We start from the raw sequence: 12,917 nt of genomic DNA on the forward strand, positions 1-12,917 counted from the left end.
TGCAGTTCTGTCCCGGTGTGACCACTTTTTTCTGCTGGCCTTTTACCGTCCAGTCAGCCCCAATTTTGGGGTTAAGGTCGATATCAACTTCGTCTTCATAAAACACCGGATGGTCAACACTGCATTTGTCCAGCGCCTCACTTATCTGAGCGAGCTTTTCTTCCTTGTCAGGGTCTCGAATATTGAGGGTAGGTGCCGCCCTACGCCAGACGATCCCGATTTTCGGTAACCAACGCCTGACCGTAGAAGCCGCCACTGTACTTTGGAATACATCATTGAGCTGCATCGTTAAAAGCTCTGTACTCCAGCGGCTTCGCTGATAACCGAAATCCTGCGGGGAAAACTGAACCAGAATAGTCAGCATCGCACACATTTCGCTAACGGGAAGCGTTGGCGGTCTGCCAACAGGCAAAGCGTGCAGGGCATCCATACCACCTTGAGTAAACCAGTCAATCCACCTACCCACTGAGGAGCGGGCTGCACTGATAATACGGCAGACATCGACAATCGTTTTGCCTTCGTGGAGTTGCATGAGAGCAATAAGTCTGCGGGCATAATCCTTGTCCTTGGTAGTCTGTATCGCTTTTTTCATCCTACGACGTTCGCCACGAGGTATCGGTGCTATGATGGCCATCACTCAGTCCTTTTGTCGGTATGTTTCGGTTTGGCGATTGATCAGATCGCACAAAGCGGACTGAGTTTCTCTTATCTTTGAGATCTACTATTAGGAACAGCTATTTAGTTATTATATTATCCTGAAAAGCATCACTATTCTTACCCATAATTTTTGTTGATTTATGGACTATGTTATCTAAGAATGTGCTATTACTTTCTTTCCAAAGCTTCTTTTCCTGTTCACTTACTTGAGTAATAGGTATATTTATTGACTTGTCGTATACTCCAGAAGCATACATTTTAGCATCGGGATAACTGTCTGCCGTTTCAATTTTAACTATGAATTCTTTCTCATTAATGTAACTAATACCTTGTTTTAATACTTCTCTTTTCTTTTTATTACAGTATGTTATTAGATCTTTCGATCTATTCTTAGGTGTCAGAAGAACCCATTGATTAATGATGACATCATCTATCATCTTTGCGATTTTTTCTTCATTACTTTTGAGTTTTTTGAGATCTTCTCGAATCTTTTTTTGAATTCTCTGTTTGTATGTGGCCATATCGATATTATTATCTGGATAGTAGCATTGATATATAGTCCCATCCACCGTATAGAACTCTAAGCCTAAGTCTCCACTGTCCTCATCTGGAACTGGCCAAAAGTTCTTCGCACCATAATGATGCCTAAGCATAATCTCGCAATAGCTTTCCCACTCCTTGGGAGATAGATTATCAATTAAACTACTCATTCAATGATCCCAGTTCTGACTCACAAAGAGTTTTAAGTTACTATTCACACCAGTTCTTCTTATTCTTATTTTAGTAAGGCACACCTAACTCTCTTTCAATTAACTCTCTGGATAGGTTTCTCCCAGCAACTTCAACATCAGCAAGCACTCTAAAAAATTTTCCTCTTTCTAGATTACTTAAAGTCACAGTTTTGGAAGATTTGAGAAAGTATGTCGTGTACTCTTTAGCCTCTCTTGCCTTTTTTCTTTCTAAAAGACACTTTCCCTTCATCTCAGGTGTATCAACCCCTTTGACTCGGATAGGTAAGTCTTTCCCCAGAAATCGCGGCCAAGATTCAATATCAACACGAAACGTATCTCCATCATAAACACTTACTACTCTCGCAAAGACGGGTAGACTCTCTTCCCCAAAGCACGCTTTAGTTGAAACAATTAATGAGAGAAATAAAGTATTTAAAGGATGAGTTTTAAACATGATAGTTCGTGTTGTTTCTAAAGATATTTCGTTTGCCCATCGTTCGTTCTGCCATTAAACACAACATAGAAATGCCAGCATTTTTAGTGCTAGAAATCTATCACAGTCCAGATTTTTAGAGAAAGTCATTCTGCGTTTTTGAGGTCAGCCGCTCATTCGTATGCTCAAATTCCAATCAATGCTATAAGACAACCACCCCCGTAAATCTCACCCGATCCACAGCCCGCATATTCTGGCCTCTACTTTTCACCACAACGCAGGCCAGTGACATGCCAGAAACTCACCAAACACGCCACCTAGCACTCTGTTTTCAAATGCCACCACAACAGACAGATGCTCGTGAACGCTGGCTAGAGCTTATCCCTGCTGGCACCTTCTCCGGCATCGATGGCCGCAGTTGGTCAAATTCATCGCCTGATGCTGTGGTACTTAACTCTGCTGCCTCCGCGCCCTGGGACATTGAACACGCTACCCACATCAAAGGCCCATTAGGAGAGGAAGCACCCGCTTATGGTTGGGTGGAAGAATACGATGTGCGCGATGGTGCCATTTGGGGCCGTGTTGCCTTCAACCGTGAAGGCGTGGACATCATTACTGAGCGCAAATACCGCTACTACTCCCCTGCTTTTCTGCACGATGCACAAGGCAATGTCACCGCGATTGAATCCGTCGGCTTTACCAACAAACCCAACCTGACCGAACTCCCTGCACTGAATCGACAACAACAGGAGCAACAACCCATGACACTCCCTGTCACTCTGGCAACGGCGCTAGCGCTCGATACGGCCACCGCGACCGAAGCGGATGCACTCTCAGAGATTGAGACGCTGAAATCTGACAAGCAACTGGCGCTCAACCGTGCCGACAATCCTGACCTTAAAAAATATGTCCCGATGGAAACCCATCAGTTGGCGCTGAACCGTGCGGAAGCTGCCGAGGGCCAACTTAAAGCCCAGCAGGACGCAGAAACCGAAGCTGTGATTGATGAGGCTATCGCTGAAGGCAAGATTGCGCCCGCGAATAAGGCGGCGTTCCTGTCTATGTGTCGCACTGATCGCGAAGGCTTTGACCGCTTCCTAGCATCTGCACCCAAAGTGATGAGCGATGAAAGCCGACATACCCAGCTACCGAAAAACAAAACCAATCTGGATGAGCACGAGCTCGCCATCTGCCGAAAGCTCCACATCACGCAGGAGCAATATCTGGCCGCCAAAAACCACACACAGGAGTAACCACTGATGTCACAGTCTCAAGCGCAAATTCTGGAAGCCCTGTTCACGGGCATGAGCGCGGCCTACACCCAGGGGCTCACCACGGCCAGCCCGCAATGGCAGGAAATCGCTACTGAAGTGCCAAGCTCAACCTCAGCCAATAACTACGGCTGGCTGGCAGACATTCCGGGGATCAAAGAATGGGTAGGCGAACGCCAACTGGCTGACATTGGCAAGCATGGTTACGCCATCGAAAACAAAACCTGGGAGACCTCTATCAAGGTCAAACGCGAAGACGTGGACGATGACCAGATTGGTATGTATTCCGTGCTCGCCAAAAACTTTGGTTATCAGGTTGCCCTGTTCCCGGATGAACTCGCTTATGGCCTCCTCAAAGCGGGGTTTGAAACCACCTGCTTTGATGGCCAGTATTTCTTTGATGCTGACCACCCAATGGGCGATGGCACCTACTCCAATATCATCGGTGTACCTTCTGCAACGGGCGAACCTTGGTTTTTGATTGATGACACGCAGGTACTGAAGCCCATCATCTACCAAAACCGCCGCCCGTTTGTGTTCAAGAACATGAACCCGAACGAAGAGTTCACCTGGTTCAATAACGCCATGGCCGCAGGTACTGATGGCCGCTCCAATGTCGGTTTCGGTTTCTGGCAAACCGCCGTGGGCTCAAAGACCGCACTGACGGAATTCAACTACGAAAAAGCCATTGAAGCCTTGTCCGGTATTCGCAAGAACAACGGCACGCCTCTGGGTATTCGTCCGACCAAGCTCATCGTTGGCCCGCGTAACCGCGCGGCAGCCAAGAAGCTTATCAACGTCGCCCTGCTAAGCGATGGCGGCAGTAACCCTTATTACCAGGATGTCGAGGTCGTGGTCAGCCCATACCTTGGTTAACCCTGTTTAAGCCACGTTTAACCCCATTCAGCATTGGCCGTCAGGCGGCCTTTGCGACCAAGAGGATGAAACAGTGAACGATGCGACTAAATCTGCCACGTCAACCAAAGCGTCACGTTCTGGGAGCACTGAAAAAACCACTGGCACCCAAGGAACCAGCGCTGTTGACGCTGCCACTGAGACACCGCAACCGGATAGCGAGCAAAGCCCTGTGAACCCGCAGGAAGCCATGATGGCCAAGTTGGGAGAGACAGCCTTTATTGCTCTGTTTGTCCGATCCAAACCCGTCGATGGTTTCTGGCGCTGCGCCCGCTTCTGGCCACACGACGGCGCACATGTGTTTGTGGTCGAAGACCCTGCCGCCGCACATCAACATTATGACGCTGATGTGTTTATCGATGCGGCTGCACTTGAACGCCTGGAGCAGGAGCAAATGCTCTTTGTTGAACGCCAGCGTACGCAAGAAAAGTAAGCCTGAGCCATGAGCGCCACCGTCTATGCCAGCCAGCAGGATTTGCTCGACCGCGATGCATCGTTTGTGTGGACGGTGGCCGCTCAACAAGGTAACCCTGATGCCCTTGATGAGGTCGCCATCAACGCAGCGCTCGCTGATGCCACCGAGGAGATAAACACTTTTCTTTCCCGCTATCCATTGCCGCTGAGCAGTGTGCCGAGAACGCTCAACCGGGTAGCCATTTCCATCGCGTTTTATTGGCTCGCAGACCGTGACAGCAGCGTGACCGACCTGGTGCAAAAACGCTATGACGATGCCATTGCCATCCTGAAAGACATTCAGGCAGGCCGTAGGGATTTAGGCGTTCCCCAGGCAGAGAAACCGAAGGAGACAAACACCGGAAAAGCTGAGGTGATTGATGCCTCCCGGCCACCGATACGCAAACAACTGGGCGGGGTGCTTTGATGGCTATCGCCGTGAATATCTCGGGGCAAGCTGAGCTTGCCCGCATACAGGCCCACCTTGCCAGGCTTAGTGATACCGGTAATCGTAAAAAGCTGCTGAACCTTATCGGTGCAGAAGCCGAAACCCAGACCCACCGACGCATCAGGGACGAGAAAACCTCGCCTGATGGCACTCCCTGGGAAAGCTGGTCTGACGCCTACGCCAAAACGCGCCACGGCAACCATTCCCTGCTGATGGGGGAAGGCGAGCTGGATGATTCCATTCAATACCTGGTCAAGGGCAATAAGGTCTATGTGGGGTCACCGCTCATCTATGCCGCGGTGCACCAGGAAGGGTTTGATGGCGCGGTACAAATCAGCGCCCATCACCGACGTATTACCCAGGCGTTCGGCAAAGTGCTCCGCCATCCTGTATGGCAGAGCGTCGCCGCCCACGTCCGGCACATGAAAGTGCCGCAGCGTGAATACCTCGGGCTGTCGCAGGACAACCAGCAAGACCTCTATGCACTGATTGGTGACTTTTATGGGGAGCTCTTGCCATGACAAGCCGCCCGCAACTCGACATCACAGGCACGACGCTTGCCATCACCGCCGCCGCGGTGAAGGCACTTCATCACTTTAAAGGGGAAGCACCCAACCAGGTCGGCAGCATCAACCGCCACAAAGGCCGCTTTGCCTCGCCTGACGCAGTGAAAAAGGAGGTCACCCATTACGGCGTTATCCGTGTGGCGGCGCTCAATGTCAGCAACGTGCGCCGCGAAGCGGGCAGCGTGGTCGGTCTGGTGTCTCTGGTGGCCTTTGTGATGACCACTGACCATTTTGGCCACCACCGCGACGAACGCGCCGAGGTCATCAGCAGCCAGCTCGCCCTCTTCATTGCCAGCCAGGATTGGACGCCCGCCTTTGGCCGGACAGCCTATAAACCTGCAGACCGAGTCACCGCCCAGAACCTCTGCACCGAAGCACTGGATGATATTGGCGTGGCGATCTGGTCTGTCAGCTGGCAGCAGGAATGCCGCCTCAATGTGCCCGTTGACCTGTCTTCCCTGGATGACTTTCTCACGGTTCAACTCGACACCCCGAACGAAGGCAGCCCAACCCTCAGCGCAACGATTAACGTTCAACACTCCAACGACAAGGACACCCAATGAACAGCGTGACTCTCTACCCCACAGATAAAACGGTGAAAGTACGTAAACCGGACGGCGCACACCTCAGCGAAGACGGTGAGCCTGTTGTGATGAACGCCTATTGGCACCGCCGTGTGAGAGAAGGCTCAGTGACCACAAACGCGCCCGAGGTGACCAATGACACCACCAAAGACAGCGTGAAAACGAAAGGATCGAAATGATGTCCATCCCGAATGATATTCGTGTGCCTCTGTTTTACATGGCGTTTGATAACGCGAACGCCAATCAGGGTGCCGCTATTCAGCAACATAAGATTCTGGTGATGGGTCACCAGACAGGCGGCTCGGCAAATCCGCTCGAACAATACCGCATCACCAGTGATGATCAGGCACGCGCTTTGTTCGGTGACGATGCCATGCTCACCGCCATGCTGAAAACCCTGCGCAAAGGCAATAGCTACACCGAAACCTGGGCCATGCCTGTCGCTGAACCCTCGGCAGGCTCTGCCGCTATGTCAGGTCAGGCCATCAGTGTGCAGGGCTCGGCCAGTCAGGCGGGCACCCTGTCATTGATGATTGGCGGCCAGCGGGTGCAAGTCGGCGTGCAAACCAACGACACAGCAGGCGCAATTGCCAATGCCATTGTGACCGCCATTAACAGCCAATCTTCACTGCCTGTCAGGGCGCAAATTCCTGAGACCGAAAACACCCGCGTGAAGCTTACCGCCAAATGGAAAGGCATCACGGGTAACGATATCGATGTGCGCTACAACTATTACGACACCGAGCAGTTGCCGCCAGGCGTGTCCCTTACCCTGACGCCGCTGACAGGTGGCGCGGGGTATGTCGATGCCAGTGAGGTCATTGGTGCGCTCGGTGATGAATGGTTTAACCATATTGTCTGCCCGTTCAACGATCAGGCTTTCCTTGATGGCCTTCGCACCGAGCTCAATGACCTCTGGGGCCCACTGCGAATGATGGAAGCGGTTTGCTACACCGCCTTTCGTGGCAACCATGCCGAAACGGGTACCTGGGGCAACACGCGTAACGATCATTTAATCACCTGCATGAGCACCAATCACGCGCCCAACCCGCCCTGGGAGTTTGCGGCGGCCTATGCGGCGCAGGCGGCTTATCACCTGGCGATTGATCCGGCCAGACCCCTGCAGACGCTACCTTTGGTGGGCTTGCTGCCCCCGACCAAGCGCGACCGCTGGGACTTGGTAGAGCGCAACCTGCTGCTGCATGACGGACTGGCAACCTATCAGGTGGATGCGGGTAACCGCTGTCTCATCGAACGGGAGATCAGCACCTACCAGATGAATGCATTTGGCAGCCCGGATCCGAGTTACCTCGACATCACCACCCCCATGACCCTGGGCTATTTCCGCTTTGTGCATAAAGCTCACTTCACCCAGAAGTTTCCGCGTCACAAGCTCGCCGGGGATGACGTGCTCGACAGTCTGGAGCCGGGTCAACCTGTGGTGACGCCTAAAATCCTGCGCGCGGAAATGCTCGATGTGTTCCTGCAGCTGCAGGAGAAAGGACTGGTTGAGAACTTCGAGCGCTACAACGCAGAGCTTGAGGTCACCCGCGACCGCTCGGATGCCAACCGTATCAACGTACTCTGTACCCCGGATTTGATTAATGGCCTGCGCATCATGGCCATGAACGTCCAGTTCTATCTGTAAGGAGAAACGCCCATGGCTATTTTGGGTTATGCAAAGATCCGCGCCAATGGCGTGGAGCTCAAGACCAAAGGCGGCGCACGCCTCAACCCCGGCGGATTCAGCCGCACCTCACACGGAGGTGGCGGCCGCGTCTGGGGCAACAGTAAACGCTTTGTTGCACCCTCGCTCGATTTCAAGCTGGCGGTGGACAGTGATACCGATGTGCAGGCACTTAACGAGCTGGAAAATGCCACCATCGTGTTTGATGCCGACAATGGCCTCACTTACATGATGACGGGCAGCGCACTCGAAAACCCCGCAGAGCTGGATGAAGACAACGGCGAGACAGGCGGCAAATTCATTGGCAGCAAGTGTAAACGCATCTAACCGGGGGCACGCATGGCGAAAATTGAATTTACCCTCTCGCATGGTCTGCCCTTTGGCCAGGGCGATGATGCCGAACTGCAGTATGACGTGGTGCTGCGTGAGCTCACCACACGCGATGTGATTGAAGCGCGCACCAAGGCCGAACAGGTGGTCTTTGTGCCTGACCCTCAGACCGGGGCCGAACGCGGGATCACCGTGGTCTCTGAAGTCAGGATGGGCATTGAACTCCTTTGCCGCCAAATCGAATCCATCGGGGAGATTAAAGGCCCACTTCCCGAGCGCCAGCTCTACCAGCTTCATGTCGATGACTTTTCCCTGCTCAACGAGCAGGCCGAGCGACTCGATGCCGCTGTGGGGGTGGCCGAAAAACGGGGGCGACTGGAGCAGTCAGGCAGCAGGACTTGAGCACGTCGTGTTGGCCCTGGCTGGCCGCTATTTCTCCCCTGTTGATCACTTTCTCGATAAACCCGTCACCTGGTTGTTTGACCATTTGTGCGCACTGAAGGCAAAACAGCATGAGCCAACTTAACAGCGAAATCATCATCAACCTCTCGGGTAATCTCACCTCAAAGGCGCGGGCCTATTCCAGTGAAATGAAGAAGTTTGCTGAAAGTAACTCACGCATGGCCAAAGGCTTTCGTCATGCGGTCCGGGGCGTGAACAAAGGGCTGGATGCAATGGAAAACCGCTATACGGCTCTGGTGGCCACCGTCGCTGGCGGTGCCGTGGCCAACAGGCTGGTGACCCTCGACCGCCGCTTGTCCCGTCTGTCTGTCGCCGCTGACCTCACTAAAGAGCAAACCCGCGCTCTTTACGAAGAGATTGAAAATATCTCCCGCTCTGAAGGTATCCGCATCGACCCCACCCAAACGCTCGAAGGGCTGGAAGTGGTGATGGAAAAGCTCGGTGATATTGAGTTTGCGCGCAGGAACATGGAAAACATCGCCCTCTTCTCTCAGGCCACAGGCGCAACAGGTGGCCATATTGGTGCCGTTCTGACCCAACTGAAAAAGCTGTCAGTGGAGACCCAACAGGAAGTGCTGACCGCCATGGACAGCCTGAACGTCCAGGGGAAAAGCGGCGCATTCACCATGGCATCTTTTGCCGCCCAGGGTGAACGGCTACTTTCCACCTATGCAGCCACTGGCCGCCAGGGTGTGGAAGCCGTGCTGGAGCTGGGTGCCGCCATGCAGGTCATTCGAAGCGGTGCGGGCTCTGACGAACAGGCTGTGACGGCCTATGAAGCACTGATCCGCGAAATGACCACCCCGGACAAGGTGAAGAAACTGAAAGAGCTGGCCGGGATCCATGTCTTTGACCCGGAAAAACTCAAAGACGGCGTGGAAGTGATGCGCCCCTTACCCGACCTGATGAGAGAGATCATCACAGAAGCTGGCAGCAGCACCCGCTACACCATGACTCAGGCACTCGATACCATCAAGTTTGGGGAAGAGGCAATCCGCGCTTTAAAACCCTTAATGGGGGAGTTTTCCGCAAAGGGCAGTATCACATCATTTGACGCATTTTTGTCTGTCACTGCCGACGGCTCAACCACCCTCAAGGATGCGGCCAAGGTCGCCAAGGATTACCAGGCGAGCGTCGATAACCTGATGACCGCCCTTCATCGCCTCACACAAAGAGAGCTGGCCGAGCCCTTTCAGGATCTGGCCGATGCCGTCAACAGCCTGGTCGCTGCCACCCTCGACCGCTGGCTGCAGCTTGGCAAGAATATCGGCCTCACCATGGCGGGCCTGGTTGCCGCCCGCAAAGCGCTGGGCGTTGCCAAGGACTTAAAGGCTGTATTTGGTAAAAAAGGAGGCGTTGGCGATGCAGCCAATACCCTTGCCGGAGGTGTCACGCCTGTTTATGTGGTGAACATGCCAGCCGCGAACGCCCTGCAACAGGGACAGGCAGGCACACAGGGCAAATACAGCGGTGCCACTGGCCGACACCGCTGGCTGAATATCGCCGCCCAGGGTACAGGCGTCGGCTATGGCCTGATGAATCTGGCACCCGAGTTCTCTCCCATCGATATCCGCCGTGCGTCAGAGGTCGATACCACAGGTTTACCGGATTCCTTTGTACCCGGTGCGGGCCTGCTTGATGTGTTTGATGAAATTTCAGGCTGGTTCCGTGGAAGTAATGCGGCCCCCCCTGCGAATGAATCGGGCGAAATTCGCGGAAAAATCGCCATTGAAATGCACGAGAACCGCACCCGGATAAAAAGCGCGGAGGTGCGTTACAACGGCATTCCTTTGACGGTGGATCATGGTCTGTCCATGGCGGACTAAGGGTACAAGATGCAAGAACCTTGGCAAGACAGGCGTGAAGCTTCCTTTCGTGGGGTGCCCTTTCTGTTATTAACGGTGCGCGGCAAAACGGGCCGACGCGCCGTGACCCACGAGTACCCGAAAAGCGACCAGGGCTGGCCCGAAGATAATGGCGGCGCTCTGAATGCAGAAACCATCAAAGCCGTTCTGGTGGGGCCAAACGCACAAGCCCAGTGCCAGCAGTTGCTCGATGCGCTGAATGTCGCTGGCCCAGGTGAACTGGTGCATCCCTATTGGGGGATCCGTCAGGTACAGGTCGGCGATGTCAGCTATGACTTCGACAACAACGAGCGCGATATCTGCCGCCTGTCGTTTCAGGTCTACGCCGCCAGCGATACTTTGTTTCCTGCTGATCGCATCGATACGCAACAGGCCGTGTCCTCACAGGCGGCGCTTGCAAACGAGGCACAATGTGACGCCTTTGCCCGTGAGGTTGAGACGCTGACACCCGAGCAAAACGCCAGTCTCGCCAAACAGATGGATGGCATGCTCGACAGCCTGGACAGCACAGTGAACAACCTGCCGGGGCTGCCCGAACAGACAGGCGACTGGGTCAATCGACTGGGCCGCATGAAATCCTCTATCACACGGGGTTTGACCTACCCCGGCCAACAAGCCAGGGACATCACCCAACTGGTGTTTCGGGTGAAAGATTTGGCGACCAAATTGCCGCTTTCCCTCGCGATATACGATCAGCTTGAGCAAACCTGGCAAGGTGAACGGGAGGCCATGAACCCCACCATTGATGCCCCGAGCGCTGACACCACATACTTAGCCAGCGATCTGATGCTAACCGCTGTCGTCACTGGCAAAGCCAATGCCATTGCTGCAGGTGAGTTATCGGACAGCAAGGAAGCCGAGCTGGCCGCGCAGACGCTCGCCACCTCCCTCACCCGGCAGGCCGAGCGCGCTGTCGAAGCCGGTAACCGTGAAGGCTGGAGAACATTGCGCGCGTTGCGTCTGTCTGTTGTCGATGACATCAAAGCCCGCGCGCGGCAGCTGCCGCGCATGCGCACGGTGAATATTGATCGCCCGCGTCCCTCTGCCCTGCTCGCTTATCAGCTCACAGGCGACGCCCGCCAGCGGGATGACATCGTCAAACGTAATCGTCTCGCCCGCCCTGCCTCCATCTCGGGTAATGTGGATGTCTTGGAGCAAAACAATGGATAAGGTCTCACTCAAAATCGGGGGCCGACTTTGGCAGGGCTGGAAAGCCATCAGTATCAGCCGATCCCTGTCAGCTGTAACGGGTGAGCATCAATTCAGTATTACCCGCAGTTGGAAAGAGGCCGAGGTGTTACCCCTCAAGGAGGGCATGGCCGTCGAGGTATTGATTGCCCAGGAAACCGTGGCCACCGGATACATTGCTGAACGCATCCCAAGCTATGACGCCCATTCACTCAGCTATCAAATCACGGCCAGGTGCAAAACCAAGGACTTGGTCGAGTCGTCCCTGGTTCACCGCTCTGGTGAATGGAAAAACATCACACTGGCCAGCATCGCGGCAGAAATCTGCAAACCTTACCGCATCCAGGTAGAAGTAGAGACCGACGTCGGACGCCCCTTTGATACGGTTCGTCTGGAGCAAGGCGAATCACCCTTTGAGCTGCTGGAACGGTTAACCCGTCAACGTGGGGTGTTACTCACCAGCAATGCAGCTGGCAACTTGGTGATCACTCGGGCCAGCACCCTCCAGCTAGATACCGCCCTGATATTAGGCCAGAACATTCTCGCCGCACGAGGCCGATTCAGCGAAGCCGAGCGCTTCAGCCGTTACATCATTAAAGGTGTGGGAAGTGGTGCCACCTTTGATTCAGAGCCTGCCGCAAAAATCGGCGGCCAGTTAATCTCTGTCGATGACAAGGGCGTCACCCGGTACCGCCCTAAAATTATTCTCTCAGAGGAAATTTTCACCGCCGATGGCGCAAGCCGTCGCGGCCAGTGGCAAAAACAGCGGGCGCTGGCCGAGGCCACCCACACCGAAATCACCGTCAAAGGCTGGCGGATGCCTGACGGCGCATTGTGGCCCCTCAATCGACGCATCCGGGTCGATGACCCTATTCAGGGCATTGATGCGGTGATGCTGATTGCTTCATTGACCTATCTGGAAGATGACCAGGGACGCATCACCGTGCTCGGTTTGGTTCCGCCCGAAGCCATGGATATCCCAATAGAAACGGAGAAAGATACCCAACAGGTGGGCGCATGGTAAGCCCGTTTAACCGCCTTTTAATGCCTGTTAAACGGCGACTGCAGCTGATGGTGGATCGCGCTGTGTTGCGGATTATCACAGACACGACCCAACGCCAGCAGCTTCAGATCCAAACACTCGCCGATGAAACCGACAGCAACATTGAACGCTGGCAGAACTATGGCCACACCAGCGTTCCCCCTGTGGGCTCCGAGGCCATTACCCTCGCCCTGAATGGCAACCGCTCAAACCTGGTGGTGATATGCGCTGAAGATAAAACGGTGCGTCTGAAAGACCTCAAACCCGGTGACAGCGCCCTTTATC

The 12,917-nt window shown here is 54.1% G+C and carries 17 protein-coding genes; 14 read left to right on the forward strand and 3 right to left on the reverse strand.

All coding sequences use genetic code 11. The features are described 5' to 3' along the window. From GMA8713_RS24085 to GMA8713_RS24095, 3 genes are all read right to left on the reverse strand, one after another. On the reverse strand, positions 1-634 hold a 634-nt coding region (locus tag GMA8713_RS24085), incomplete at its 3' end, for an IS630 family transposase (RefSeq protein WP_157515568.1). Positions 635-734: 100 nt separating this feature from the next. Continuing rightward, positions 735-1,367 carry a hypothetical protein gene (locus GMA8713_RS24090; RefSeq protein ID WP_157515760.1) on the reverse strand — a complete coding sequence of 211 codons (633 nt, stop codon included), beginning with the start codon at positions 1,365-1,367 and terminating at the stop codon, positions 735-737. Between the two features lie 70 nt (positions 1,368-1,437). Next, entirely contained in the window at positions 1,438-1,842 is a 405-nt protein-coding gene (locus GMA8713_RS24095; RefSeq protein WP_062715023.1) for a thermonuclease family protein, read from the reverse strand. A gap of 269 nt (positions 1,843-2,111) precedes the next feature. Between GMA8713_RS24095 and GMA8713_RS24100 the strand changes: the two genes are divergently transcribed. The 14 genes from GMA8713_RS24100 to GMA8713_RS24165 all read left to right on the forward strand — a co-directional run. Further along, positions 2,112-3,074, forward strand: a complete 963-nt coding sequence (locus tag GMA8713_RS24100) for a phage protease (protein WP_062715025.1) — start codon at positions 2,112-2,114, stop codon at positions 3,072-3,074. A 6-nt stretch (positions 3,075-3,080) separates the two neighbouring features. Next, positions 3,081-3,968, forward strand: coding sequence for a Mu-like prophage major head subunit gpT family protein (locus GMA8713_RS24105; protein WP_062715026.1), 888 nt, complete (start codon positions 3,081-3,083; stop codon positions 3,966-3,968). Between the two features lie 73 nt (positions 3,969-4,041). Continuing rightward, positions 4,042-4,440, forward strand: coding sequence for a hypothetical protein (locus GMA8713_RS24110; protein WP_062715029.1), 399 nt, complete (start codon positions 4,042-4,044; stop codon positions 4,438-4,440). A gap of 9 nt (positions 4,441-4,449) precedes the next feature. Beyond that, the gene (locus GMA8713_RS24115; protein WP_062715031.1) at positions 4,450-4,887 is read left to right on the forward strand and encodes a gp436 family protein; all 438 of its coding nucleotides are present in this window, start codon (positions 4,450-4,452) and stop codon (positions 4,885-4,887) included. Then, positions 4,887-5,429 carry a phage virion morphogenesis protein gene (locus GMA8713_RS24120; protein WP_062715034.1) on the forward strand — a complete coding sequence of 181 codons (543 nt, stop codon included), beginning with the start codon at positions 4,887-4,889 and terminating at the stop codon, positions 5,427-5,429. The genes GMA8713_RS24115 and GMA8713_RS24120 overlap by 1 nt, the downstream gene beginning before the upstream one ends. Further along, a complete protein-coding gene (locus GMA8713_RS24125) occupies positions 5,426-6,037 on the forward strand; it encodes a hypothetical protein (RefSeq protein WP_062715036.1) in 612 nt (203 codons plus the stop codon). The genes GMA8713_RS24120 and GMA8713_RS24125 overlap by 4 nt, the downstream gene beginning before the upstream one ends. Continuing rightward, complete coding sequence (locus tag GMA8713_RS24130; protein WP_062715038.1) at positions 6,034-6,237, forward strand: DUF2635 domain-containing protein; 204 nt, start codon at positions 6,034-6,036, stop codon at positions 6,235-6,237. The genes GMA8713_RS24125 and GMA8713_RS24130 overlap by 4 nt, the downstream gene beginning before the upstream one ends. Then, a complete protein-coding gene (locus GMA8713_RS24135) occupies positions 6,234-7,706 on the forward strand; it encodes a phage tail sheath subtilisin-like domain-containing protein (RefSeq protein ID WP_232314558.1) in 1,473 nt (490 codons plus the stop codon). The genes GMA8713_RS24130 and GMA8713_RS24135 overlap by 4 nt, the downstream gene beginning before the upstream one ends. A 12-nt stretch (positions 7,707-7,718) precedes the next feature. Continuing rightward, positions 7,719-8,072, forward strand: a complete 354-nt coding sequence (locus GMA8713_RS24140; protein ID WP_062715042.1) for a phage tail tube protein — start codon at positions 7,719-7,721, stop codon at positions 8,070-8,072. Between the two features lie 12 nt (positions 8,073-8,084). Then, entirely contained in the window at positions 8,085-8,477 is a 393-nt protein-coding gene (locus GMA8713_RS24145; RefSeq protein WP_062715044.1) for a phage tail assembly protein, read from the forward strand. A gap of 110 nt (positions 8,478-8,587) precedes the next feature. Next, positions 8,588-10,363, forward strand: coding sequence for a phage tail tape measure protein (locus tag GMA8713_RS24150; protein ID WP_062715046.1), 1,776 nt, complete (start codon positions 8,588-8,590; stop codon positions 10,361-10,363). Between the two features lie 9 nt (positions 10,364-10,372). After that, positions 10,373-11,572 (forward strand): DNA circularization protein, encoded by a 1,200-nt coding sequence (locus GMA8713_RS24155; RefSeq protein ID WP_062715048.1) that lies wholly within the window; start codon positions 10,373-10,375, stop codon positions 11,570-11,572. Next, complete coding sequence (locus GMA8713_RS24160) at positions 11,565-12,614, forward strand: phage baseplate assembly protein (protein ID WP_062715050.1); 1,050 nt, start codon at positions 11,565-11,567, stop codon at positions 12,612-12,614. Before GMA8713_RS24155 ends, GMA8713_RS24160 begins: the two co-directional genes overlap by 8 nt. Continuing rightward, the coding region (locus GMA8713_RS24165; RefSeq protein WP_157515764.1) for a phage baseplate assembly protein V at positions 12,608-12,917 on the forward strand (310 nt) is incomplete at its 3' end. The genes GMA8713_RS24160 and GMA8713_RS24165, both read left to right, overlap by 7 nt.

Source organism: Grimontia marina, from assembly GCF_900060185.1.
GTDB classification, from domain to species: Bacteria; Pseudomonadota; Gammaproteobacteria; order Enterobacterales; family Vibrionaceae; genus Enterovibrio; species Enterovibrio marinus.